Consider the following 24,418-nt stretch of genomic DNA (forward strand, 5'->3'; position numbering starts at 1 on the left):
CGGCGGCGCGCGGCAGCGGACAACGGGGGACGGGGGCGGGCGCAGCGATGGGTGAGACCTTCGCCGGCCGGTACGAGCTGATCGATCCGATCGGGCGCGGCGGGGCGGGCGCCGTGTGGCGGGCCTGGGACCACCGCCGCCGCCGGTACGTCGCCGCGAAGGTCCTGCTCCAGAGCGACGCGCACACCCTCCTGCGGTTCGTCCGCGAGCAGGCGCTGCGGATCGACCACCCGCACGTCCTGGCCCCGGCCAGCTGGGCCGCCGACGACGACAAGGTCCTGTTCACCATGGACCTGGTCGCCGGGGGCTCCCTGGCCCATGTGATCGGGGACTACGGCCCCCTGCCGCCCCGTTTCGTGTGCACCCTCCTCGACCAGCTCCTGTCGGGGCTCGCGGTGGTGCACGCGGAGGGCGTGGTCCACCGCGACATCAAACCGGCCAACATCCTGATGGAGGCCACCGGAACGGGACGGCCGCACCTGCGGCTGTCCGACTTCGGCATCTCCATGCGCAAGGGGGAGCCGCGGCTGACCGAGACCGACTACGTGGTGGGGACGCCGGGTTACTTCGCCCCCGAGCAACTCCTCGGAGCGGAGCCCGACTTCCCGGCCGACCTGTTCGCCGTCGGGCTGGTCGCGCTGTACCTCCTGCAGGGCCGCAAGCCCGACTCCCGCGCCCTGGTCGAGCAGTTCACCGCCCAGGGCACCCCCGGCGCCCCGGAAGGCGTCCCGGCGCCGATCTGGGACGTGCTCTCGGGTTTGCTGCGGCCGGATCCCCAGAGCCGGTTCAAGACGGCCACAGGGGCCCGCAAGGCCCTGGCCGAGGCCGTGGAGCTCCTGCCGGCCCCCGGCGGGCAGGACCCGGTGGAGGTGTTCGACCAACTCGGCCCGCTCCCGCCCGGTTTCGGACCCCAGGGCCCGCTCGGCCGCCCCGGGGGCGCGCCGCCGCCGGACAGCCCCGCCGCCCGGACGCCCGCGGCCGCCCCGTACCTCCTCGGCGGACCGGCGGCGACGGCGGCGGAGCCCACCCGCACCGACCCGCGCGGCGCCCTTTCCGGCAGCGCCGTGAACCCGCCCGCGCCCACCGCTCCGGGCGGCCCGGCCGTACCGGCCCCGCGACCCGCGTACGGTCCCGCGCACGCGGGCGCGGCCGGGTCCTCGTACGGGCCCGCGCAGGGATCCCCGTACGGGCCCGCGCAGGGATCCCCGTACGGGTCCTCGGAGACGGGCAGTTTCCACCTGCCGCCCCCGGCCGCGCGCCCGCACCGGCCCCCGGCCCCGCCGGACCTCGCCCCGCCGGACCTCGCCCCGCCGGACCTCGCCGTGCCGGGGCCCGGGGCCGGCGGGATCTCCCCGCCCTCCGCCCGGGTACGGGCCGCGGTCGTCCTCGCGGCCCTGCTCTGCTACGCGGTCGGCGCCTGGGCCCTCATCCGGATGTGACGGGGCGCGGGCGTCCCCTGCGGGCCCGCAGGATCCACCCGCCGAGCCCGGCGAGCAGCAGCGTCCCGGTACCGAATCCGGCGGCGGCCACCACCCGCATCGCCGACCGGTTCTCCGCGGCGTCGGCGGCCTCCGGGGCGGTGAGCCCCTCCCGGGCGGCGGCCCGGTCCGCCGCGCCCACCCCGAAGCCGCCCGCGGCCAGGCCCTCCTGGTACGCGGGCGCGGCGACGGCCCCGCCGGCCAGGTCCACGCGCAGGGTCAGCGGCACGGGCTGCGCGTCCTCGGTGAACTCGCCGACCTTCCCGCCCATCGTGACCGCGAGGTAGTACCAGCCCGCGAGCGCCACGGAGTGGACGGTGCGCTCACTGGCGTAGCGGTTCCCGTACGCGACGGCCACCGTCCTTCCCAGGGTCACCCCGGCCTGCTCGCCGTCGTAGGAGGCGTCCTTGGCGGCGACGAGCTGGCGGTAGGGGTTGTAGAGCGAGACGCTCAGCCCGCCCGCGGCCGAGCCGGACGCCTTCGTCATCCTCGCCGCGGCGAGCTCGGCCCCGACGCCCAGCTGCTGCCCCCAGTCCAGCGGGACCCGGTAGAAGCGGGTCTGCCCGGGCCGCAGGCCGTCGCGGAACACCCCGGCGCCGAGCGCGCGGGCGTCGTTGAAGCCGGTGCCGCCGGCGCGGCCCGCGGGCTCCGTGCCCGGCAGCACCGGGGCCTCGGAGGGCCGGCCGCTGGGCGCGCTCGTGGGCGTCCCGGGGCCGTGTGCGGGCTCGCGCTGGACGCGGAGTTCGAGCGGCCAGGGCCTCTGGTCGGAGCCCGCGGCCGAGGTCCGGGTCACCTTCACGTAGTACACGCCCGCGGGCGCGCACACGGCGTCCTCGGCGCCCCAGCGGATGCCGACCGCGCTGATCGGCACCGGGTCGTAGCCGAAGTCCGCCCGCCCCGGATTGCCGGGGCAGGCCCGCCCCTCCGTGGTCATGACCTGGACCGCGATGCCGTCGCTGTGGCTCACCCGGGCGTCCGCGCCGGGCCGGGCCACGGCGGAGACGTAGACGTTCGAGCCGTCCTTCCGCAGGACCAGCCGGTAGTAGCGGTCCCCGGAGGAGACCGTGTCCGCGTGGAGGCCGCCGACCTCCAGCGGCGGGGCGTCAGCCGTGGAGGACCCGCCCCGGACCTGCTTGGCGCCGTCCGCCGCCCGGTACGAGGGCACCGGCTCCGGGGCCGCCGGCGCGGCCCACGCGGCCCCGGGCGGGTGCGCGGCCAGGAGCAGGGCCGCCGCCCCCGTCGCGGCCGCCGCCGTCCGCACATTCCGCCGTACCCGACCCATCACGCCCACCCCGAGTTTGCTAGCGCAAGCCAAATCTTTGCATAACGTAACTTTTCGTCACAGAACAGCACAAAGCCCCGACCGCAGCGGCAGCCGGGGCTTCATGAGATCAGCTTTGGGTCTCACACACCGGAACCAGAGGGCACGGAGTCAGTTGCCTCCGTCCACAGGTCCTGCTCGGCGCGGTCCGCCTGGATCTGGCGGTACACGAGGAGCCCGCCGATGGCGGCCAGTGCGACCAGGAGCAGCTTCTTCACCGCGCGACCTCGTCTTTCGTTGACGTTGGGGACTTCTGGCCGCCAACAATACACACCGACCGATACCGATCGGTGACCTGCCGACCCCTCAACTGGCCCAACGAAGAAGACCCCCAGGCCTTGGGCCTGGGGGTCTTCGACACTGTGGGGCTAACAGGATTTGAACCTGTGGCCTCATCCTTATCAGGGATGCGCTCTAACCAACTGAGCTATAGCCCCATCCGCGCCGCGCGCTGACTCCTGAAGATTAGCGCACAGACGCGGTCAGTCCAAAATCCGTTGTGCGGGGCCGTCTGCGCAGGTCATCCGCACGTCATCCGTACGTCCGCCGCGCGTCCGCCGGAGGTCACTCGTCCTCGGCCAGTGTCAGCTCCACACCGCCGACGAAGCCCGCCGACAGGTTGTAGATGAAGGCGCCCAGCGTGGCGAGGGCCGTCGCCAGCACCACGTCGATGACCGCGATCACCGAGGTGAAGACGATGACGCGGGGCAGCGACAGGAACGACTGGAGGTCGAACCCGTTGCTCTCGTTCGAGCCGGTCGCCTCGCTGATCGTGCCGCCGACGGTCGAGAAGACGCCCATGGCGTCCATGACCATCCACAGCACCACCGCCGCCACGACCGTGCAGATGCCCAGCGCGATCGACAGCAGGAAGCTGACCTTCATCACCGACCACGGGTCGGCCTTCGCCACCCGCAGCCGCGCCTTGCGGGTCCGGGGGGCCGTACGGGCCCCCGTACGCGGCCTGCGCTGCGCCCCCGCCCCGCCGCCGCCCGGGCCGCCGCGCGGCCCTCCCGGGCCCGAGGGCGCCGAGTAGGCCTGCGGCGGGTGGTACGGCGGCGCGGTCAGGCCCTGGTCCGGTCCCGCGCCGGCCTGCGGCTGCGGTCCTCGGGTGTCCGTCACGGTTCCCCCCTGGGAGTCCGCGGCAGGGCCACGGGCACCGTTCTCTCCAGTCATGGCCGGTCCGGCGCCCGTGGCTCCACTCACGACTTACTCCTCGTGCTCCCCGGCCGAGGGCTGCGTGCCCCCGGCGGCCTCGGCGGCCGGTGCGTCGGCTGCCTCGGTCCCGATCTCTGTCTCGATCTCGTCGACCTCGTCAGCTTCCTGACCGGCCTCGGCGTTGCGGGCGATGCCCACCACGGCATCGCGCTTGCCCAGGTTGATCAGCTGGACGCCCATGGTGTCACGGCCGGTCTCCCTGACTTCGTTGACGCGCGTACGAATCACACCACCGCCGAGCGTGATGGCGAGAATCTCGTCCGTTTCGTCCACCACGAGCGCCCCGACGAGGGACCCGCGGTCCTCCACGATCTTGGCGGCCTTGATACCCAGACCGCCGCGGCCCTGGACGCGGTACTCGTCGACCGGCGTCCGCTTGGCGTAGCCGCCGTCGGTCGCGGTGAAGACGAACGTACCCGGCCGGACCACGCTCATGGAGAGCAGTTCGTCGCCCTCGCGGAAACTCATGCCCTTCACGCCCGAGGTCGCCCGGCCCATCGGACGCAGCGCGTCGTCGGTCGCCGTGAAGCGGATCGACTGCGCCTTCCTGCTGATCAGCAGCAGGTCGTCCGCGGCGGACACCAGCTCGGCGCCGATCAGCTCGTCGTCGCTGCCATCCCCGGTCTCCCGCAGGTTGATCGCGATGACGCCGCCGGACCGGGGCGAGTCGTAGTCCTTCAGCGCCGTCTTCTTCACCAGGCCGCCCTTGGTGGCGAGGATCAGGTAGGGCGCCGCCTCGTAGTCGCGGATCGCGAGGATCTGGGCGATCTTCTCGTCCGGCTGGAAGGCCAGCAGGTTCGCCACGTGCTGCCCGCGGGCGTCGCGGCCGGCGTCCGGGAGCTCGTACGCCTTGGAGCGGTAGACCCGGCCCTTGTTCGTGAAGAACAGCAGCCAGTGGTGCGTGGTGGACACGAAGAAGTGGTCGACGAGGTCGTCCTGCTTCAGCTTCGTGCCGCGCACGCCCTTGCCGCCGCGCTTCTGCGAGCGGTAGTCCTCGGTCTTGGTGCGCTTGACGTAGCCGCCGTGCGTGATCGTGACGACGATGTCCTCTTCGGCGATCAGGTCCTCCATGGACATGTCGCCGTCGAAGGGCACCAGCTTGGAACGCCGGTCGTCGCCGAACTTCTCGACGATCGCCGCCAGTTCCTCGCTGACGATCGAGCGCTGGCGCTCCTCGGAGGCCAGGATCGCGTTGTACTCGTTGATCTTCGCCTGGAGCTCGTCGTGCTCGGCGACGATCTTCTGCCGCTCCAGCGCCGCCAGGCGGCGCAGCTGCATCTCCAGGATCGCGTTCGCCTGGATCTCGTCGATCTCCAGGAGGCCCATCAGGCCCTCGCGCGCGATCTCGACCGTGTTGCTGCGCCGGATCAGCGCGATGACCTCGTCGATCGCGTCCAGGGCCTTGAGCAGGCCGCGCAGGATGTGGGCGCGCTCCTCCGCCTTGCGCAGGCGGAAGCGCGTGCGCCGGACGATGACCTCGATCTGGTGCGTCACCCAGTGGCGGATGAAGGCGTCGATCGACAGCGTGCGCGGCACGCCGTCCACCAGCGCCAGCATGTTCGCGCCGAAGTTCGTCTGCAGGTCGGTGTGCTTGTACAGGTTGTTCAGCACGACCTTGGCGACCGCGTCGCGCTTGAGCACGATGACCAGGCGCTGGCCCGTGCGCGAGGAGGTCTCGTCGCGGACGTCGGCGATGCCGCCGACCTTGCCGTCCTTCACCAGGTCGGCGATCTTCTGCGCCAGGTTGTCGGGGTTGGTCTGGTACGGGAGCTCCGTGACCACCAGGCACTGGCGGTTCTGGATCTCCTCGACCTCCACCACCGCGCGCATCGTGATGGAGCCGCGACCGGTGCGGTACGCCTCCTCGATGCCCTTGCGGCCCACGACCAGGGCGCCGGAGGGGAAGTCCGGCCCCTTGATCCGCTCGATGAGCGCGTCCTGGAGCTCCTCGTGGGTGGCCTCCGGGTGCTCCAGGGCCCACTGCGCGCCCGCCGCGACCTCGCGGAGGTTGTGCGGCGGGATGTTCGTGGCCATGCCGACCGCGATGCCGGCACTGCCGTTGACCAGCAGGTTCGGGAAGCGCGCCGGCAGGACCGTCGGCTCCTGGTTGCGGCCGTCGTAGTTGTCCGTGAAGTCGACGGTCTCCTCGTCGATGTCCCGGAGCATCTCCATGGCCAGCGGCATCAGCTTGCACTCGGTGTAGCGCATCGCGGCCGCCGGGTCGTTGCCCGGGGAGCCGAAGTTGCCGTTGCTGTCCACCAGCGGCATGCGCAGCGACCACGGCTGGGCCAGGCGGACCAGGGCGTCGTAGATCGAGGAGTCGCCGTGCGGGTGGTAGGTGCCCATGACGTCGCCGACGACGCGGGCGCACTTGTAGAAGCCCTTCTCGGGCCGGTAGCCGCCGTCGTACATCGCGTACAGCACGCGCCGGTGGACCGGCTTGAGGCCGTCCCGGACGTCGGGCAGGGCGCGCGAGACGATGACGGACATCGCGTAGTCGAGGTAGGAGCGCTGCATCTCCGTCTCAAGCCCGACGGGCTCGATCCGCATGACGGGCTGTTCCTCGACCGGGTTCTCGGCGTTGTTGGCAGGCTGGGTGATTTCGTCGGCCATTGCTGGTCAGAAGTCCTTTCAGGCGGTCAGCTGAGCCGACTCAGATGTCGAGGAACCGAACGTCCTTGGCATTGCGCTGGATGAAGGAGCGCCGCGCCTCGACGTCCTCGCCCATCAGCACCGAGAACAGGTCGTCGGCCTGCGCCGCGTCGTCCAGGGTGACCTGGCCGAGCACGCGGTGGTCGACGTCCATCGTGGTGATGCGCAGCTCCTCGGCGTTCATCTCGCCCAGACCCTTGAAGCGCTGGATCGAGTCTTCCTTGATCCGCTTGCCGTTCTGCTTGCCGAGCTCGACCAGGGCGTCGCGCTCGCGGTCCGAGTACGCGTACTCGAAGTCGTCGCGACCCCACTTGATCTTGTACAGCGGCGGGCGGGAGAGATACACGTGCCCGGCCTCGACCAGCGGCCGCATGAAGCGGAACAGGAAGGTCAGCAGCAGGGTGTTGATGTGCTGGCCGTCGACGTCGGCGTCCGCCATCAGGATGATCTTGTGATAGCGGAGCTTCTCGATGTCGAAGTCCTCGTGCACACCGGTGCCGAACGCCGAGATCAGCGCCTGGACCTCGGTGTTCTGGAGGATCTTGTCGATACGGGCCTTCTCGACGTTCAGGATCTTGCCGCGGATCGGCAGGATGGCCTGGTACATCGGATTGCGGCCGGACTTGGCCGAGCCGCCGGCCGAGTCGCCCTCGACGATGAAGATCTCGCACTTCGTCGGGTCGTTCGACTGGCAGTCGGACAGCTTGCCCGGCAGCGAGGCACTCTCCAGCAGGCCCTTGCGGCGGGTGAGGTCGCGGGCCTTGCGGGCCGCGACGCGCGCCGTGGCCGCCTGGATCGACTTGCGGATGATGTCCGCGGCCTCGACCGGGTTCCGGTCGAACCAGTCGTTGAGGTGCTCGTGCACGACCTTCTGCACGAAGGTCTTGGCCTCCGTGTTGCCCAGCTTGGTCTTCGTCTGGCCCTCGAACTGCGGCTCGCCCAGCTTCACCGAGATGATCGCCGTCAGACCCTCGCGGACGTCCTCGCCGGCGAGGTTGTCGTCCTTCTCGCGGAGCAGCTTCTTGTCACGCGCGTAGCGGTTGACCAGGCCGGTCAGCGCCGCGCGGAAGCCTTCCTCGTGCGTACCGCCCTCGTGCGTGTGGATCGTGTTCGCGAAGGAGTAGACGCCCTCCGTGTACTGCGAGTTCCACTGCATCGCGATCTCGACCGAGAGCATGCGCTCCTTGTCCTCGGCCTCCACGTCGATGACGGTCGGGTGGATCAGCTCGCCCTTGCGCGAGTTGAGGTACTTCACGAAGTCGACGATGCCGCCCTCGTAGTAGTACTTCACCGTGCGCGCCGCGGGCTCGGTGACATCCGCGTCCGGGTCGTCCGCGCCGACGGTCGCCTTCGCCGACTCGCGCTCGTCGGTCAGCGACAGGGTCAGGCCCTTGTTCAGGAAGGCCATCTCCTGGAAGCGCCGCGAGAGCGTCTCGAAGGAGTACTCGGTGGTCTCGAAGATGTCGGGGTCGGCCCAGAACGTGACCGTGGTGCCGGTCTGGCCGGTCTCCTCGTTCTTCGCCAGCGCGGCGGTCGGGGCGCCGAGCTTGTAGTCCTGGGTCCAGCGGTAGCCGTCACGCCGGACCTCGACCGCGACCTTCGTCGACAGGGCGTTCACGACGGAGACGCCGACGCCGTGCAGACCGCCGGAGACGGCGTAGCCGCCGCCGCCGAACTTGCCGCCCGCGTGCAGGACGGTCAGCACGACCTCGACGGCCGGCTTGCCCTCGGACGGGACGATGTCGACGGGGATGCCGCGGCCGTTGTCGACGACCTTGACACCGCCGTCGGCGAGGATCGTCACGTCGATGGTGTCCGCGTGCCCGGCGAGCGCCTCGTCGACCGAGTTGTCGACGACCTCGTAGACGAGGTGGTGCAGACCACGCTCACCCGTCGATCCGATGTACATGCCCGGCCGTTTGCGGACCGCGTCCAGACCCTCCAGGACCTGGATGTTGCTGCCGGTGTACGAGGACTGGTTCGCCCCACCGGCCTCGACCTCGGCGGTGGACTCGTTCTTGTCGTTGGGGTTGCCGGAATCGGCCACGAAGCGCCCTTTCTGGCACAGCACAGGCCGGACTCCGGGCCAGCAGGCATGCGAGCGGGAGCGGCTGCGTCGATCTGCGTTGTCAGCGTTTGTCAGCGGTACTCAACAGGTGATCCCGCGATTAAGCGGGATTGGGCTCCAGTCTACCGGTACCGCCGACATGAATGGGGGTTTGCCGGTACCTGAGTCCGCATGTGCCGCCCTGAACCTCCTCTCTCCGACTCCCCATATCCGGGATGGGGCTCAAAGAGGCTCACACGGGCATCCAGCGCTTCGGGCTGTCAACCTCCGGCTACCGTGAGGGACGCCACCCGCGACGTGCGCCGGACCATGGGGTACCGACCGGTAGCGCCTGCCCCGTCCCCAGCCTGTGGAGAACCGCCGCGCGGCCGCCGTCCCCGCCGCCGGGAGGCCGATCGGCCCCGGGCGGGGACGGCCTCCGACCCGCACCGTCGCGGGTAGAGGGCGGGGGCGCCGGGGATGCGGGGTGCGGGAACGCGGGGCGCGAGGCGTGGGAACGCGGGGCGCGAGGCGTGGGAACGCGGGGCGCGAGGTGCGGGCAGGCGGGGCGCGAGGTGCGGGCAGGCGGGCAGGAAGTACGAGGTGCGGGGGCGCGGGGGTGCGACGGCTCCGGGGCCGCCCGGCCGGGCGCCCGGGCGGCTCCGGGACCGGGCGGCCGCGGGGCGGCGCTCCCGGTCAGCCGTACGTGTCCCCCGGGCCGGTGCTGCCCGGCGCCCGCCAGGCCCCGTACCGCTTCGGCCCGCCGCCCGGCCCCTGCACCTTGATCATCCGTACGGTGCCCTGCCCGAGGTCCGCGTTGAGCCGGGCCACCAGCTGCGGGGCCAGCAGCTTCAGCTGCGCGGCCCACGCCGAGGAGTCGCACCGCACGAGCAGCTCCCGCTCCTCGTACCGCTCCGGCACGCAGTGCGCCGCGATCTCCGGCCCGACGATCTCCGGCCAGCGTTCCATCACGCCCGCCACCGCCATCGGCATCTCCCAGCCGCGCTCGGTGCGCAGCCGGTCCAGCGCCGCCATCAAGGGCATCGGGTCCCGCCCGTCCGCGCGGGCGCCCGACCGCAGCCCGGGCTGCTGCTGCCGCTTGCGGCCGCCCGCCGCCTGGCCGCGGGCCCGGGCCTGCTCCCGCGCCGCCGCGAGCGCCTGCCGTGCCAGATCCACCCCGGAGGCTTCCGGGGCCTTGCGCCGCTGCTCGTCCTGGTCGTTCACAACCGGGTCACCTCACCACCGGACACCCCGAACCGCGCCCCCACCAGCACACCCGGAACGTCATCGTCCACAGCTGCCGTCACCAGGACCTGCTCGCCCGGTGCCACCAGCTCCGCCAACCGCTCCCGGCGCCGCGCGTCCAGCTCCGCGAACACGTCGTCCAGGATCAGCACCGGCTCGGCCCCCTCCGAGCGCAGCAGCTCGTACGAGGCCAGCCGCAGCGCCAGCGCGTAGGACCACGACTCCCCGTGGCTGGCGTACCCCTTCGCCGGCAGTTCCCCGAGCCGCAGCAGCACGTCGTCGCGGTGCGGCCCCACCAGGGTCACGCCCCGCTCGATCTCCTGCTTGCGTACGTCCGCGAGGGCCGCCAGCAGCACCTCGTACAGCGCCTCGCGGGTCCGCGCCGCACCGCTGTCCACCGGCTCGCCCGCAGAGGAGCGGTACGCCAGCCCGAGCGGGCCGCCGCCGGGCGCGAGCTGCTCGTACGCCTTGTCCGCGAGCGGCAGCAACGTCGCGATCAGGTCCAGGCGCTGCGCCAGCAGCTCCGCGCCCACGCGCGCCAGGTGCTGGTCCCACACGTCGAGGGTGGAGAGGTCCATCGAGCGGCCGCCGTGCCGGCGGGCCATCGCCGCCGACTTCAGCAGGGTGTTGCGCTGCTTGAGCACCCGCTCGTAGTCGGAGCGGACCGCCGCCATCCGCGGGGAGCGCGCCGTGACCAGCTCGTCCAGGAAGCGCCGCCGCTCCCCCGGATCGCCCTTCACCAGGGCCAGGTCCTCCGGGGCGAACAGCACCGTCCGCACGATCCCGAGCACGTCCCTCGGCCGGACCTGGGACGAGCGGTTGATCCGGGCCCGGTTGGCCCGCCCCGGATTCAGCTCCAGCTCCACGAGCTGCTGCCGCTCGCCCTGGGTCACGGCGGCGCGGATGATCGCCCGGTCCGCGCCCATGCGCACGAGCGGGGCGTCGGAGGAGACCCGGTGGCTGCCGAGCACGGCCAGGTAGCCGATCGCCTCGACGAGGTTGGTCTTCCCCTGGCCGTTGGGGCCCACGAACGCGGTGACGCCCGGGTCGAGGGGAACCTCGGCCCGGGCGTACGAGCGGAAGTCGGCCAACGAGAGATGCGAGACATGCATACGGCGCCGACCTCCCCCGGCTTCCACTGCTGTACGTCGTGCTGTGCGGCTCCCGTGAGCCGAGCCGCACGTCCTACTGCTTCTTCCGGCTCCTGCTTCCGCCGGTGCCGCTTCCGCTACTTCTTCTCGACCGCGTGGCCGCCGAACTGATTGCGCAGCGCGGCGATCATCTTCATCTGCGGCGAGTCGTCCTGGCGCGAGGCGAACCGCGCGAACAGCGAGGCGGTGATCGCGGGCAGCGGCACGGCGTTGTCGATCGCCGCCTCCACCGTCCAGCGTCCCTCGCCGGAGTCCTGCGCGAAGCCCCGCAGCTGCTCCAGGTGCTCGTCCTCGTCGAGGGCGTTGACGGCCAGGTCCAGCAGCCAGGAGCGGATGACCGTGCCCTCCTGCCAGGAGCGGAAGACCTCGCGGACGTCGGTGACCGAGTCCACCTTCTCCAGGAGCTCCCAGCCCTCGGCGTAGGCCTGCATCATGGCGTACTCGATGCCGTTGTGGACCATCTTCGCGAAGTGGCCGGCGCCGACCTTGCCGGCGTGCACGGCGCCGAAGTCGCCCTCGGGCTTGAGGGCGTCGAAGACGGGCTGGACGCGTGCGACGTCCTCAGCGCCGCCGCCGTACATCAAGGCGTAGCCGTTCTCCAGGCCCCAGACGCCGCCGGAGACGCCGCAGTCGACGAAGCCGATGCCCTTGGCCGCGAGCTCACCCGCGTGCTTCTCGTCGTCGGTCCAGCGCGAGTTGCCGCCGTCGACGACGACATCGCCCGGCGAGAGCAGCTCGCCGAGTTCGTCGACGGTGGACTGGGTGGCCGCTCCGGCCGGGACCATGACCCACACCACGCGGGGGGCCTGCAGACTGTCCACAAGTTCCCGCAGGCTGTGGACATCGGCGAGGTCCGGGTTGCGGTCGTATCCGATGACGGTGTGGCCGGCGCGGCGGATGCGCTCGCGCATGTTGCCGCCCATCTTGCCGAGACCGACGAGACCAAGCTCCATCAGGTGGTTCCTTAAGCGTTGTGGCCGTCTTTGCCGGTGTCCCGCTGGTACCCGGGGACACCCCCGGCCCCGAGCCTACGCCCGGCCCGGCCGGGCGGCTCCACGGGGCGCGCGGCGCCCCGGACGCGGTCAGGCCCGGTCCCGCTAGCCGCGGAACCGGGCCTGACCTGCGAGCAGTCGAGGGGTGTCAGCCGGAGAGGCGCACCGGCATGATCAGGTACTTGTAGGCCTCGTTCGCCTCGGCGTCCACCGCCGGACGGCCGCTGAGCAGCGCGGGCTTGGTGGACGTGGTGAAGCTGAGCTGCGCGGCGGGCGAGTCGATCGCGCTCAGGCCGTCCAGCAGGAAGGTCGGGTTGAAGGCGATCGAGATGTCGTCGCCCTCAAGCGTCGCGTCCACGCGCTCCACAGCCTGTGCGTCGTCGCTGGAGCCGGCCTCCAGGATGAGCACGCCCTGCTCGAAGCTGAGGCGGACGGGGGTGTTGCGCTCGGCGACGAGGGCCACGCGCTTGACGGCCTCGACGAACGGGGCGGTCTCGATCACGGCGATGGAGTTGAACTCCGTCGGGAACAGCGTGCGGTACTTCGGCAGGTCGCCTTCGAGCAGGCGGGTGGTGGTGCGGCGGCCGGCGCCCTCGAAGCCGATCAGGCCTTCACCGGCACCGGAGCCCGAGAGTGCCAGGGTGACCGTGTCGCCGCTGGTCAGCGACTTGGCGGTGTCCAGGAGGGTCTTCGCGGGCACCAGGGCCACGGCGGAGGCGTCCGGGTTCTCCGGCTTCCACAGGAACTCGCGGACCGCGAAGCGGTAGCGGTCGGTGGAGGCGAGGGTGACGCGGTCGCCCTCGATCTCGATGCGGACGCCGGTCAGCACGGGCAGCGTGTCGTCGCGGCCGGCGGCGATGGCGACCTGGGCGGCCGCGGAGGCGAAGACCTCGCCGGGGACGGTGCCGGTCGCGGTCGGCATCGTCGGCAGGGCCGGGTACTCCTCCACAGGCAGGGTGTGGAGGGTGAACCGGGAGGAGCCGCAGACCACGGTCGCCCGTACACCGTCTGTGGAAATCTCCACCGGGCGGTTGGGGAGGGCGCGGCAGATGTCGGCGAGCAGCCGGCCGGAGACGAGGACCGTGCCGTCCTCCTCGACGTCCGCCTCGACGGAGACGCGGGCCGAGACCTCGTAGTCGAAGCCCGAGAGGCTCAGCGTGCCGTCCTCCGCCTTGAGCAGCAGCCCCGCGAGAACGGGCACCGGCGGCCGGGCCGGGAGGCTACGGGCAGCCCAGGCCACCGCCTCCGCGAGTACGTCGCGCTCCACCCGGATCTTCACCGGAACCGCCTCCTGCTGTTTCTCGCTCGTCTGCCGGCCGTCGTCGTCGGCCCGATGCCTCGTTGCCGGGGACCAGTCTGACGTACGGCGCCGACAGCCGCTGCGGCTGTCGGTCAAGTCGGGAGCGGAGCGGCGGGGAGGCCGATCACCGAGTTGTGCACAGGACCCGCTTGAAAACCGAATCCGAGCTAACTCTCTATGGGGGTAGTAGTAGGGGCTGTGGATACAGTGGATAACTCCGTTTTCGCAGGTCAGTCCCTGTTTTTTATCCACCGGGCCTGTGGGTGACACCGGTGGACAACCCGGCCTCCCTGTGGAGAACGAAAAGTTCTGCACAGGCTGTCCCCAGGAGGCCCCCACTACTCCACAGGTGTGTCCCCAGCTTTCCCCCGGTACTCCACAGCCCAAACGTCTACATCGGTGTGACGGCTTTCACTCGGGGCGGTGAGAGGGGGTGGCGTGTTGCCGAACAGTGGACAAGGGTGTGGAGAAGTCCTCCGATCCTGTGCACAGGGTGCGGGAACCTGTGGGCGGCCGGTGGACAGAGGCGGGGACGGGCCTGTGGACGAATATTCTGTCCACAGCCTGTGGATAACGGTTGTGCACAAATCCACAGGGGGTTGACCTGCCCTGATGGATCCTCACCCCGCAGGCCTGTGGACAAATTGTGGGTGACGGTACCTGTCCCCAAGGTGTGGACGGAAGAAAGTCCCCCAATCTGTGGATGAGTTGCTCCCGAGGGGGCGTATTCGAACAGGTCAGAGGCGCGCGAACGACGAAGGGCGCCCCCGTTATGACCCGGGAGCGCCCTCTGAAACGCGTGTGAAGGGGTGCCGGCGCGGCTTCATCCCCCCTCTACGGGGGCCGGCTCAGGCGTTCTTGATGCGGTTGGTGAGCTCGGTGACCTGGTTGTAGATGGAGCGCCGCTCGGCCATCAGCGCGCGGATCTTGCGGTCCGCGTGCATGACGGTGGTGTGGTCGCGGCCGCCGAACTGCGCCCCGATCTTGGGCAGGGAGAGGTCCGTGAGCTCGCGGCACAGGTACATGGCGATCTGGCGCGCCGTCACCAGCACCCGGCTGCGGGAGGACCCGCACAGGTCGTCCACGGTGAGCCCGAAGTAGTCGGCGGTGGCCGCCATGATGTCGGAGGCGGTGATCTCGGGCGCGCTGTCCTCTCCGCCCGGGATCAGGTTCTTGAGCACGTCCTCGGTCAGGCCGAGGTCGACCGGCTGCCGGTTGAGGCTCGCGAAGGCCGTGACCCGGATCAGCGCCCCCTCCAGCTCGCGGATGTTGCGCGAGATGCGGGAGGCGATGAACTCCAGTACCTCCGGCGGGGCGTTGAGCTGCTCCTGGACCGCCTTCTTGCGCAGGATCGCGATGCGGGTCTCCAGCTCGGGCGGCTGGACGTCCGTGATCAGGCCCCACTCGAAGCGGTTGCGCAGCCGGTCCTCCAGCGTGACGAGCTGCTTGGGCGGCCGGTCGGAGGAGAGCACGATCTGCTTGTTGGCGTTGTGGAGCGTGTTGAAGGTGTGGAAGAACTCCTCCTGCGTCGACTCCTTGCTCGCCAGGAACTGGATGTCGTCGACGAGCAGGATGTCCATCTCGCGGTAGCGCTTGCGGAACGCGTCGCCCTTGCCGTCGCGGATCGAGTTGATGAACTCGTTGGTGAACTCCTCGGAGCTCACGTACCGCACGCGGGTGCCGGGGTAGAGGCTCCGCGCGTAGTGCCCGATGGCGTGCAGCAGGTGCGTCTTGCCCAGGCCCGACTCCCCGTAGATGAAGAGGGGGTTGTACGCCTTCGCCGGCGCCTCGGCGACCGCCACCGCGGCCGCGTGCGCGAAGCGGTTGGAGGCGCCGATGACGAAGGTGTCGAAGAGGTACTTGGGGTTCAGCCGGGCGGTCGGCTCCAGCGGGCCCGAGGTCGAGCCGCCGGACGGGGCCGGGGGCGCCGCGGGCCGGCCGGGCGCCGGGCGGGGCGCGGGCTGCTCGTAGCGCTGCTGCTCGTACGGGGACTGCTCGTACTTCTGCTGCTCGTACTTCTGCTGTTCGTAGCCGCCCTGGTCGTAGCCGGAGGGCTCGGACTGCTGGAGGTAGCCGGGCTGCGGGGAGGCGTACGGGTCGCGCTCGGGGAAGCCGCCGAGGCGCTGCTGCTGCCAGCCGTAGTCGTCCTGCTGGCCTCCGCGCGGCCAGGCGCCGGGCTCGGCGCGCGGCTGCTGGTAGTCCGGGTAGGCGGGGCGCGCGGTGGGGAGCTGGTCGTCGGACGGACCGCCGCCGGGGCCGGTGGGGCCGGGGCGCTGACCGCCGTAGGGCTCGTACGCGTCGCGCTGCTGGCCGGTCGGGGCGGGGGGCGAGGGCTCGCCGGCGGAGTCGTCCACGGTGATGGCGATCCGGATGGGGCGGCCGCACTCACGGCTGAGCGCGTCACTGATCAGCGGGGCCAGGCGGCCCTCCAGGACGCGCTTGCCCCATTCATTGGGGACGGCGAGCAGCGCGGTGTCGGCGACCAGCGCCAGCGGCTGGCACCGCTCGACCCACTGCTTGTCCTTCGGCTCGATGCCCGGCTGTCCTTCCCCGAGGAGCTTCTCCAGCACCCTTGGCCACACTGCGGCAAGATCGGCAGGTACGTCAGCCACAGAGCACGCTCTCTCACAGGGGGTCCCACGAATGTGTGGTTCTTTGGGACGGGCGGGACAAAAAAACCGGGGTCGGACAACGGTAGTCAGGGCGACGGGTACGGTTCAAGTCGTTGTCCACAGCCTGTGCACAGTGTGGGGCACCGTAGGCTCGGTTTGACCGGATGGCGTAGCCGCGCGTACCGTAACGAGGTCGAGTTGTCGATGGCTGCTGCCGCCTGCCTACCGATGGGCGAAGGTCACTAACAGTGATCATTTAGCGGTGCCACTCGGGCGAACACGCGAGTTTCCTCGTGGGCGCACGGTGACAGCCAGGCGATGTCCCGCCACAACGATTCATTCTCTGGAGCCCCCGAGTGAGCAAGCGCACCTTCCAGCCGAACAACCGCCGTCGTGCCAAGACCCACGGCTTCCGCCTGCGGATGCGTACCCGTGCCGGGCGCGCCATCCTCGCGAACCGCCGTGGCAAGGGCCGTTCCGCCCTTTCCGCGTAACAACACGCAGGTCGTGACGTCGTGCTGTCTCCCGAAAATCGGCTGAGGCGGCGTGAGGACTTCGCGAGCGCAGTACGTCGAGGGCGTCGGGCCGGTCGCCCGCTCCTCGTCGTACACCTACGTACAAGCGGTGCAACGGACCCGCACGAGCCGGGGGAGATCGATCCCTCGACGCGTGCGGGTTTCGTCGTCAGCAAAGCTGTCGGAGTCGCCGTCGTCCGTAACCGGGTGAAGCGCCGTCTGCGCCATCTGGTCCGCGAGCGGCTCTCGCAGCTGCCCGCCGGTAGCCTGGTGGTGGTACGTGCGTTGCCCGGAGCGGGCGACGCCGGCGCTGACGAACTCGCCCGGGACCTGGATGCCGCACTGTCGCGGCTCCTGGGAGGCGCGGCTCGATGAAGTACCCGCTGCTCGCTTTGATCAAGCTGTACCAGTGGACCATCAGTCCGCTGCTCGGCCCGGTGTGTCGCTACTACCCGTCGTGCTCGCGCTACGGGTACGCGGCCATCGACCGGCATGGTGCGGTGAAGGGGACGTTCCTTACCGCCTGGCGGATCCTGCGGTGCAATCCGTGGTCCCCCGGTGGCGTGGACCACGTCCCACCCCGTAAACGCCCGCGTTGGCACGAGCAGCTGCGCAGTGCGTTGCGTAGATCTCGCAATGCTCAAGGAGCCTGATTAGTGGACACGATTGCCAGTCTGTTCAGCTTTATCACCACACCCGTCTCGTGGATCATCGTCCAGTTCCACACGCTGTACGGGGCGATCTTCGGTGCGGACAGTGGGTGGGCCTGGGGCCTGTCCATCGTGTCCCTGGTGATCTTGATCCGCATCTGCCTGATCCCGCTCTTCGTGAAGCAGATCAAGGCCACGCGGGGCATGCAGGCGCTCCAGCCGAAGATGAAGGCGATCCAGGAGCGCTACAAGAACGACAAGCAGCGCCAGTCCGAAGAGATGATGAAGCTGTACAAGGAGACGGGTACCAACCCGCTCTCCTCGTGCCTGCCCATCCTGGCGCAGTCCCCGTTCTTCTTCGCCCTCTACCACGTGCTGTCGAGCATCGCGAGTGGTAAGGAGATCGGCTACATCGACGGCCCGCTCCTGGCCAGTGCGCGTCAGGCGCACATCTTCGGGGCGCCGCTGGCGGCGAAGTTCACGGACAGCGCCGAGAAGGTCGCGAGCCTGAACGCCTCGATCACCGACGTGCGCGTCGTGACCGCCGTCATGATCGTCCTGATGTCGCTGTCGCAGTTCTACACCCAGCGCCAGCTGATGCAGAAGAACGTCGACCTCTCGGTCAAGACGCCGTTCATGCAGCAGCAGAAGATGCTGATGTACATCTTCCCCGTGATCTTCGCGGTCATGGGCATCAACTTCCCCGTCGGTGTCCTCGTGTACTGGCTGACCACGAACCTGTGGACCATGGGTCAGCAGATGTACGTGATCAACCAGAACCCGACGCCGGGCAGCACCGCGCAGGACCAGTACCTGACCCGCCTGCTGAAGCACATCAGCTCGCACGGCGACGTCAAGGGCCGGAGCAAGAAGAAGATCGTCGCGGCGATCGTGGCCAAGGGCCCGGACCGCAACGACAACGAGCGCAAGTTCATCACCGCCCTGACCAAGCAGGGCATGGCCGCCCAGGCGGACGGCAGCGTGATCAAGAGCTCCGAGACCACGGCGGACTCCGACGCGGCGAGCGGTGGTGCCGCGGCGAAGCGGCAGCAGCCGAAGAGGCAGTCGAAGTCCCAGCGCCAGACGCCCAGCAAGCCCTCCACCAAGAAGTAGAAGGAGTCCCTCCCGTGACGGAAGGCACCACCACCGCCGCCGCTGAGGGCGGCGACACCCTCACCCGCCTTGAGCAGGAGGGTGAGATCGCGGCCGACTACCTTGAGGGCCTGCTGGACATCGCCGACCTGGACGGCGACATCGACATGGACGTCGAGGCCGACCGCGCCGCGGTGTCCATCGTCAGCGACTCCGCGGGCCGCGACCTGCAGAAGCTCGTGGGCCGCGACGGCGAGGTCCTGGAGGCCCTGCAGGAGCTGACCCGTCTTGCCGTGCACCGGGAGACCGGGGACCGCAGCCGCCTGATGCTGGACATCGCCGGGTTCCGTGCGCGGAAGCGCGAGGAGCTCGCGGCGCTCGGCGCCCAGGCGGCGGCCGACGTGAGGGCCTCGGGCGAGCCCCTCAAGCTGGCGCCCATGACGCCGTTCGAGCGCAAGGTCGTCCACGACGCCGTCGCGGCCGCCGGCCTGCGGAGCGAGTCCGAGGGCGAGGAGCCGCAGCGCTTCGTCGTGGTGCTCCCGGCCTGACCGGTAGCGAGAGTTCTCGGCCCCGTCTGTGCCGCAGGCGGGGCCGATGTTTGTCAGCCTGGCATGTGAACGAAGCGGCATCTCACACCCTGGTTTTACCCAGAACCATGCGTACGGAAGGACGGTCCCCGTGACGGAGGCAGCGGAGCTTCCCCCGGCGCCTGAAGAGGCGCGCGCGGTATTCGGTGAGTTTTTCCCGGAAGCTGTGCGGTATGCGGAGCTGCTGGCGGACGCGGGAGTCCAGCGCGGCCTGATCGGCCCGCGCGAGGTGCCGCGGCTGTGGGAGCGGCACCTGCTGAACTGCGCGGTGCTGTCGGAGGTGGTGCCCCAGGGCGTCACCGTCTGCGATGTGGGCTCGGGCGCCGGCCTGCCGGGTATCCCGCTCGCCCTGGTGCGACGCGACCTCAAGATCACCCTGCTGGAACCGCTGCTGCGCCGGACGAATTTCCTCCAGGAGGCCGTGGAGCTGCTCGGCCTCGACCACGTCACGGTGGTGCGCGGCCGCGCCGAGGAGGTGCTGGGCAGCCTCCAGCCCGTCCACGTGGTGACCGCGCGCGCGGTCGCGCCCCTGGACCGGCTGGCCGGCTGGGGCGTACCCCTGCTGCGTCCCTACGGGGAGATGCTGGCGCTCAAGGGGGACACGGCGGACGAGGAGCTGGTGGCGGCGAAGACCGCTCTGGCGAAGCTCGGTGTGGTGAAGACCTCGGTGCTCCAGGTGGGTGAGGGTGTGGTGGATCCGCTGTCGACCGTGGTGCGGGTCGAGGTGGGCGAGAGCCCCGGTGGCGTTCGGTTCGCGACCAAGCGGGCCAAGGCGGCACGGGTGAGCCGCACGCGTCGCCGCCGCTGAGCCGTATGCGGCGGTCGCGGGGCCGGGCGCGAGTCATATCAGGAGTGTTGGGCCCTATAGGTATGGATTTCGGAGTGTCGTAGCGGCCCGCAGACTCCATCCGGGCATCGTGTTTCACGTGAAACGTCGCTCTCTGCTGCACGGAATCATCAGCCGCGGTCGTGCGGCCGCGGCCCCTCGCACCCGCAAGGACACGCGGGGGACGGAGTTGTCCACATCAGTGGATTCATCCACAGGAGTACGGGCCCCGCTGGTTCGCGACCCGGGTGCCATGGCAGGCTCTGTTCATCGCGAGCCAGCTGTCGAGGAGAGTGACACCGTGCGGTCCGACGCCAACCTCGCGGGGCCGATGGCCGATCCGGTCCCCGGTCCCCGCTCTGAATCGGAGGGTGAGGATGTTTCACGTGAAACATCCGCACCCCTCGTAGACAACGACACCCCTATCGGTCGAGCCGCGCAGGTGGCTGTGGACGCCCTGGGGCGTGGCGGCGAGCGCCTGCCCCGGCCGCCCCAGACCCGGGTCATCGTGGTGGCCAACCAGAAGGGCGGCGTGGGTAAGACCACGACCACCGTCAACCTGGCCGCCTCGCTCGCCCTGCATGGGTCGCGGGTCCTGGTGATCGACCTCGACCCGCAGGGCAACGCGTCCACGGCGCTGGGCATCGACCACCACGCGGACGTCCCCTCGATCTACGACGTGCTGGTGGACAGCCGCCCGCTGCTGGAGGTCGTCCAGCCGGTCGTGGACGTGGAGGGCCTCTTCTGCGCCCCGGCCACGATCGATCTGGCGGGTGCCGAGATCGAGCTGGTCTCGCTGGTGGCACGCGAGAGCCGGCTCCAGCGGGCCATCCAGGCGTACCAGCAGCCGCTCGACTACATCCTGATCGACTGCCCGCCCTCGCTGGGTCTGCTGACCGTGAACGCCATGGTGGCGGGCGCGGAAGTACTGATCCCGATCCAGTGCGAGTACTACGCGCTGGAGGGCCTGGGGCAGCTGCTGCGCAACGTCGACCTGGTCCGCGCCCACTTGAACCCGACGCTGCATGTGTCGACGATCCTGCTGACGATGTACGACGGCAGGACCCGGCTGGCATCGCAGGTGGCGGAGGAGGTCCGCAGTCACTTCGCCAAGGAAGTGCTGCGGACGAGCATTCCGCGGTCGGTGCGTATCTCGGAGGCGCCGAGCTACGGGCAGACGGTGCTCACGTACGATCCCGGTTCCAGTGGCTCCCTCTCCTATTTGGAGGCTGCGCGGGAGATCGCGTACCGGGGCGTCGGAATCCAGTACGACGCCCGGCAGGCCCATCTGGGCACGGGCATGAACAGCACGCAGAGTGTGGCGGAGGGGATCCAGTGAGTGAGCGACGTAGGGGTCTGGGGCGGGGACTCGGTGCGCTGATTCCCGCGGCCCCGCAGGAGAAGACGCCCCCGGCGGTGGGGGCCGGGTCGACGTCACCGTCGGCCCTGCCGGTGCTGACCTCGGAGCGCGGAGTCGCCGCGGCGAAGCTCGCTTCGCTCGTGCAGGCCGATGTTTCACGTGAAACATCGGTCGAGGCCGTGTCGGTGAGCGACCCGGTGGCCGCGCCGGAGGCCCACACCGTGGCGGGAGCGACGTTCGCGGAGCTCCCGATGGACGCGATCACGCCGAACCCGCGGCAGCCGCGCGAGGTGTTCGACGAGGACGCGCTGGCTGAACTGGTGACCTCCATCCAGGAGGTGGGTCTGCTGCAGCCGGTGGTCGTGCGCCAGGCCGCGCCGGGCCGCTACGAGCTGATCATGGGCGAGCGCCGCTGGCGCGCGTGCCGTGAGGCCGGACTGGAGCGCATTCCGGCGATCATCCGGGCGACGGACGACGAGAAGCTGCTGCTGGACGCGCTCCTGGAGAATCTGCACCGGGCGCAGTTGAACCCGCTGGAGGAAGCGGCGGCCTACGACCAGCTGCTCCAGGACTTCAACTGCACGCACGACCAGCTGGCCGACCGGATCGGGCGTTCGCGTCCGCAGGTGTCGAACACGCTCCGGCTGCTGAAGCTGTCACCCCCGGTCCAGCGCCGGGTGGCCGCTGGGGTCCTGTCCGCCGGCCATGCGCGAGCCCTGCTGTCGGTGGAGGACTCCGAGGAGCAGGACCGGCTGGCGCACCGGATCGTGGCCGAGGGCCTGTCGGTGCGCGCGGTGGAGGAGATCGTGACGCTTATGGCGTCCGAGCCCTCCAGCACCGTGAAGCCCAAGGGCCCGCGGGCCGGCACCCGGGTGGCTCCCGCGCTCACCGAGCTGGCGACGCGGCTGTCGGACCGGTTCGAGACGCGGGTGAAGGTGGACCTGGGCCAGAAGAAGGGAAAGATCACCGTCGAGTTCGCGTCGATGGAGGATCTGGAGCGGATTCTGGGAACGCTGGCGCCGGGCGAGGGCCGGGTGCTGGAGCAGGGTCCCTCCGGGGAGTGACGGAAGGCCCGAAGGGGCGGATCGGACCGGTGTGAACCGGTTCGGTCCGCCCCTTCGCCGTGCCGCGGGGCGGGGGCTCCGGCCGGTCTGAGTGTGCCGCTGCCCCGAGCGGAGCTGTCGAAGATCCAGGGGCCAGTGGATACGATGCCGTCATGGGTCGTCGGCTGGTACCGCTCACGCTGGACAACCTGCGGGACCTGCCCCTGCGTTGCCGGTCCTGCGTGTTCTGGGAGCTGGACCCGGTCAGTGGGGAGGCCGCCGTGAAGGCGGGGACCTCGGCACGGGAGAAGGAGGCGTGGATCTCCGCCGTCCTGCTGGAATGGGGTTCGTGCGGCCGGGTCGTCCACGTGGACGAGGTCCCGGTGGGTTTCGTGCTCTACGCCCCGCCGGCGTATGTGCCGAGGGCCACGGCCTTTCCGACGAGCCCGGTGTCACCGGACGCGGTCCAGCTGATCACGGCGTGGATCATGCCGGGGTACCAGGGACAGGGTCTCGGGCGGGTGATGGTCCAGACGGTGGCCAAGGATCTGCTGCGGCGGGGATTCCGGGCGATCGAGGCGTTCGGCGACGCGCGGTGGGAGGGCCCGGCCTGTCTGCTGCCGGCCGACCACCTGCTGGCCGTGGGCTTCAAGACCGTACGACCCCATCCCGTGCACCCGCGGCTGCGCCTGGAGCTGCGCTCGACCCTGTCGTGGAAAGAAGACGTGGAACTCGCGCTGGACCGCCTGCTCGGCGGGGCGCGCAAGGAGCCGGCGCTGCGTCCGCTGTGAGCGGCGGACGCGGAAAGGGGCCGCCCCGTCGCGGGGCGGCCCCTTTCCGGTGGGACCTCGGTGCGTGCGGCTGGACGGCCGTCAGGCGGTCCGGTCCCCGACGAAGTCCGAGAGGTCGCGCAGGATGGCGGCCTTCGGCTTGGCGCCGACGATGGTCTTGGCGACCTCGCCGCCCTGGTACACGTTCAGCGTCGGGATCGACATGACGCCGTACTTGGCAGCCGTGGCCGGGTTCTCGTCGATGTTGAGCTTGACGATCTCGATCTGGTCGCCGTACTCGGCGGCGATGGCTTCGAGCGACGGGGCGATCTGGCGGCACGGTCCGCACCAGGCGGCCCAGAAGTCCACCAGTACGGGCTTGTCGCTCTTGAGGACCTCGGTGTCGAAGTCGGCGTCGGTCACGTTCTTGAGAGTGCCGGCCACAGCGGCCTCCTTGTTCTTCCTGCGGGGTGGGGGGGGTGGGGACGGTTCGGGGAGGGTCAGACCGTCGCGTGGGCCTTCTCGGCGTCCGCGAGGGCGGCGAGGAAGCGCTCGGCGTCGAGAGCGGCGGAGCAGCCGGTGCCCGCGGCGGTGATGGCCTGACGGTAGGTGTGGTCCACCACGTCGCCGGCGCCGAATACGCCGGTGACGCTGGTCCGGGTGGAGGGGGCCTCGACCTTGAGGTAGCCCTCGTCGTCGAGCTCCAGCTGGTCCTTGAACAGCTCGGTGCGCGGGTCGTGGCCGACCGCGATGAAGAGGCCGGTCACGGGCAGCTCGGAGGTCTCACCCGTCTTGGTGTTGCGCAGGGTGAGGCCGGACAGCTTCTGGTCCCCGTGGATCTCGGCGACCTCGCTGTCCCACGCGAACTTGATCTTCGGGTCGGCGAAGGCGCGGTCCTGCATGGCCTTGGAGGCGCGCAGGGTGTCACGGCGGTGCACGATCGTGACGGACTTGGCGAACCGGGAGAGGAAGGTGGCTTCCTCGATCGCGGTGTCGCCGCCGCCGATGACGGCGATGTCGTGCTCCTTGAAGAAGAACCCGTCGCAGGTCGCGCACCAGGAGACGCCGCGGCCGGAGAGGGCGTCCTCGTTGGGCAGGCCGAGCTTGCGGTGCTGCGAGCCGGTGGTGACGATGACGGCCTTGGCGCGGTGCACGGTGCCGGCGGTGTCGGTGACGGTCTTGATCTCACCGGTGAGGTCCACGGACACGACGTCGTCCGGGACCAGCTCGGCGCCGAAGCGCTCGGCCTGGCCGCGCATGTTGTCCATCAGGTCCGGGCCCATGATGCCGTCCTGGAAGCCGGGGAAGTTCTCCACCTCGGTGGTGTTCATCAGGGCGCCACCGGCGGTGACGGCACCCTCGAACACCAGGGGCTTGAGCGAGGCACGTGCGGTGTACAGGGCGGCGGTGTAACCGGCCGGCCCGGAGCCGATGATGATCACGTTTCGGACGTCGCTCACGGGTTTCTTCCTCGTCTCTGCGGACTGCTTGCTGCCTACCGGGGGCCGGTGCGGACTCTCACCCCACCCAACGGATCCTACGGCGCGTGCATTCCCCTC

The 24,418-nt window shown here is 70.4% G+C and carries 22 protein-coding genes and 1 tRNA gene; 10 read left to right on the plus strand and 13 right to left on the minus strand.

Annotation, left to right across the window (positions count from 1 at the left end):
• The first annotated feature begins 47 nt into the window (after positions 1-47).
• A complete protein-coding gene (locus ACFWUQ_RS00400; protein WP_384531137.1) occupies positions 48-1,439 on the plus strand; it encodes a serine/threonine-protein kinase in 1,392 nt (463 codons plus the stop codon).
• Here the strand turns inward: ACFWUQ_RS00400 and ACFWUQ_RS00405 are convergent.
• The 11 genes from ACFWUQ_RS00405 to dnaA all read right to left on the minus strand — a co-directional run bounded on the left by ACFWUQ_RS00405 (position 1,426) and on the right by dnaA (position 16,016).
• Complete coding sequence (locus ACFWUQ_RS00405; protein WP_384531138.1) at positions 1,426-2,760, minus strand: hypothetical protein; 1,335 nt, start codon at positions 2,758-2,760, stop codon at positions 1,426-1,428. The genes ACFWUQ_RS00400 and ACFWUQ_RS00405 overlap by 14 nt on opposite strands.
• Positions 2,761-2,882: 122 nt before the next feature.
• The gene (locus ACFWUQ_RS00410; RefSeq protein WP_208809277.1) at positions 2,883-3,017 is read right to left on the minus strand and encodes a DLW-39 family protein; all 135 of its coding nucleotides are present in this window, start codon (positions 3,015-3,017) and stop codon (positions 2,883-2,885) included.
• A 145-nt stretch (positions 3,018-3,162) separates the two neighbouring features.
• Positions 3,163-3,236 (minus strand) — tRNA-Ile (locus ACFWUQ_RS00415).
• A 127-nt stretch (positions 3,237-3,363) separates the two neighbouring features.
• Positions 3,364-3,921: a DUF3566 domain-containing protein gene (locus ACFWUQ_RS00420; RefSeq protein WP_384531139.1), complete on the minus strand. Its 558-nt coding sequence runs from the start codon at positions 3,919-3,921 to the stop codon at positions 3,364-3,366.
• Positions 3,922-4,008: 87 nt separating this feature from the next.
• Complete coding sequence (gene gyrA, locus ACFWUQ_RS00425) at positions 4,009-6,630, minus strand: DNA gyrase subunit A (RefSeq protein ID WP_384531140.1); 2,622 nt, start codon at positions 6,628-6,630, stop codon at positions 4,009-4,011.
• Between the two features lie 40 nt (positions 6,631-6,670).
• A complete protein-coding gene (gene gyrB / locus ACFWUQ_RS00430; RefSeq protein WP_384531141.1) occupies positions 6,671-8,740 on the minus strand; it encodes a DNA topoisomerase (ATP-hydrolyzing) subunit B in 2,070 nt (689 codons plus the stop codon).
• A 672-nt stretch (positions 8,741-9,412) separates the two neighbouring features.
• Positions 9,413-9,940, minus strand: a complete 528-nt coding sequence (locus ACFWUQ_RS00435; protein WP_384531142.1) for a DUF721 domain-containing protein — start codon at positions 9,938-9,940, stop codon at positions 9,413-9,415.
• Positions 9,937-11,073: a DNA replication/repair protein RecF gene (recF, locus tag ACFWUQ_RS00440; protein ID WP_384531143.1), complete on the minus strand. Its 1,137-nt coding sequence runs from the start codon at positions 11,071-11,073 to the stop codon at positions 9,937-9,939. The genes ACFWUQ_RS00435 and recF overlap by 4 nt, the downstream gene beginning before the upstream one ends.
• Positions 11,074-11,189: 116 nt before the next feature.
• Positions 11,190-12,065 carry a phosphogluconate dehydrogenase (NAD(+)-dependent, decarboxylating) gene (gene gnd, locus ACFWUQ_RS00445; protein ID WP_384531144.1) on the minus strand — a complete coding sequence of 292 codons (876 nt, stop codon included), beginning with the start codon at positions 12,063-12,065 and terminating at the stop codon, positions 11,190-11,192.
• Between the two features lie 187 nt (positions 12,066-12,252).
• A complete protein-coding gene (dnaN, locus tag ACFWUQ_RS00450; protein ID WP_384531145.1) occupies positions 12,253-13,383 on the minus strand; it encodes a DNA polymerase III subunit beta in 1,131 nt (376 codons plus the stop codon).
• 869 nt (positions 13,384-14,252) lie between these two features.
• Positions 14,253-16,016: a chromosomal replication initiator protein DnaA gene (dnaA, locus tag ACFWUQ_RS00455; RefSeq protein WP_384531146.1), complete on the minus strand. Its 1,764-nt coding sequence runs from the start codon at positions 16,014-16,016 to the stop codon at positions 14,253-14,255.
• Positions 16,017-16,372: 356 nt separating this feature from the next.
• Here dnaA and rpmH point away from each other — a divergent pair, with 356 nt between their 5' ends.
• The 9 genes from rpmH (at position 16,373) to ACFWUQ_RS00500 (ending at position 22,880) form a co-directional block, all read left to right on the plus strand.
• The gene (gene rpmH, locus ACFWUQ_RS00460; RefSeq protein WP_112448007.1) at positions 16,373-16,510 is read left to right on the plus strand and encodes a 50S ribosomal protein L34; all 138 of its coding nucleotides are present in this window, start codon (positions 16,373-16,375) and stop codon (positions 16,508-16,510) included.
• A 21-nt stretch (positions 16,511-16,531) separates the two neighbouring features.
• A complete protein-coding gene (rnpA, locus tag ACFWUQ_RS00465; protein WP_384531147.1) occupies positions 16,532-16,906 on the plus strand; it encodes a ribonuclease P protein component in 375 nt (124 codons plus the stop codon).
• Positions 16,903-17,184, plus strand: a complete 282-nt coding sequence (yidD, locus tag ACFWUQ_RS00470; protein WP_384531148.1) for a membrane protein insertion efficiency factor YidD — start codon at positions 16,903-16,905, stop codon at positions 17,182-17,184. The genes rnpA and yidD overlap by 4 nt, the downstream gene beginning before the upstream one ends.
• 3 nt (positions 17,185-17,187) lie before the next feature.
• Entirely contained in the window at positions 17,188-18,294 is a 1,107-nt protein-coding gene (gene yidC / locus ACFWUQ_RS00475) for a membrane protein insertase YidC (RefSeq protein WP_384531149.1), read from the plus strand.
• A gap of 14 nt (positions 18,295-18,308) precedes the next feature.
• A complete protein-coding gene (locus ACFWUQ_RS00480) occupies positions 18,309-18,821 on the plus strand; it encodes a protein jag (RefSeq protein ID WP_384531150.1) in 513 nt (170 codons plus the stop codon).
• 130 nt (positions 18,822-18,951) lie between these two features.
• Positions 18,952-19,668 carry a 16S rRNA (guanine(527)-N(7))-methyltransferase RsmG gene (gene rsmG, locus ACFWUQ_RS00485; RefSeq protein ID WP_384531151.1) on the plus strand — a complete coding sequence of 239 codons (717 nt, stop codon included), beginning with the start codon at positions 18,952-18,954 and terminating at the stop codon, positions 19,666-19,668.
• 271 nt (positions 19,669-19,939) lie between these two features.
• Complete coding sequence (locus tag ACFWUQ_RS00490) at positions 19,940-21,025, plus strand: ParA family protein (protein ID WP_384531152.1); 1,086 nt, start codon at positions 19,940-19,942, stop codon at positions 21,023-21,025.
• Entirely contained in the window at positions 21,022-22,110 is a 1,089-nt protein-coding gene (locus tag ACFWUQ_RS00495) for a ParB/RepB/Spo0J family partition protein (protein ID WP_384531153.1), read from the plus strand. Before ACFWUQ_RS00490 ends, ACFWUQ_RS00495 begins: the two co-directional genes overlap by 4 nt.
• A gap of 152 nt (positions 22,111-22,262) precedes the next feature.
• Complete coding sequence (locus ACFWUQ_RS00500; protein ID WP_384531154.1) at positions 22,263-22,880, plus strand: GNAT family N-acetyltransferase; 618 nt, start codon at positions 22,263-22,265, stop codon at positions 22,878-22,880.
• An 81-nt stretch (positions 22,881-22,961) separates the two neighbouring features.
• Here ACFWUQ_RS00500 and trxA read toward each other — a convergent pair whose 3' ends face one another.
• Complete coding sequence (trxA, locus tag ACFWUQ_RS00505) at positions 22,962-23,303, minus strand: thioredoxin (protein WP_384531155.1); 342 nt, start codon at positions 23,301-23,303, stop codon at positions 22,962-22,964.
• A gap of 56 nt (positions 23,304-23,359) precedes the next feature.
• Complete coding sequence (gene trxB / locus ACFWUQ_RS00510) at positions 23,360-24,319, minus strand: thioredoxin-disulfide reductase (RefSeq protein WP_384531156.1); 960 nt, start codon at positions 24,317-24,319, stop codon at positions 23,360-23,362.
• Positions 24,320-24,418 lie beyond the last annotated feature (99 nt).

It is taken from the genome of Streptomyces sp. NPDC058662 (assembly GCF_042716255.1).
Classification (GTDB): domain Bacteria; phylum Actinomycetota; class Actinomycetes; order Streptomycetales; family Streptomycetaceae; genus Streptomyces.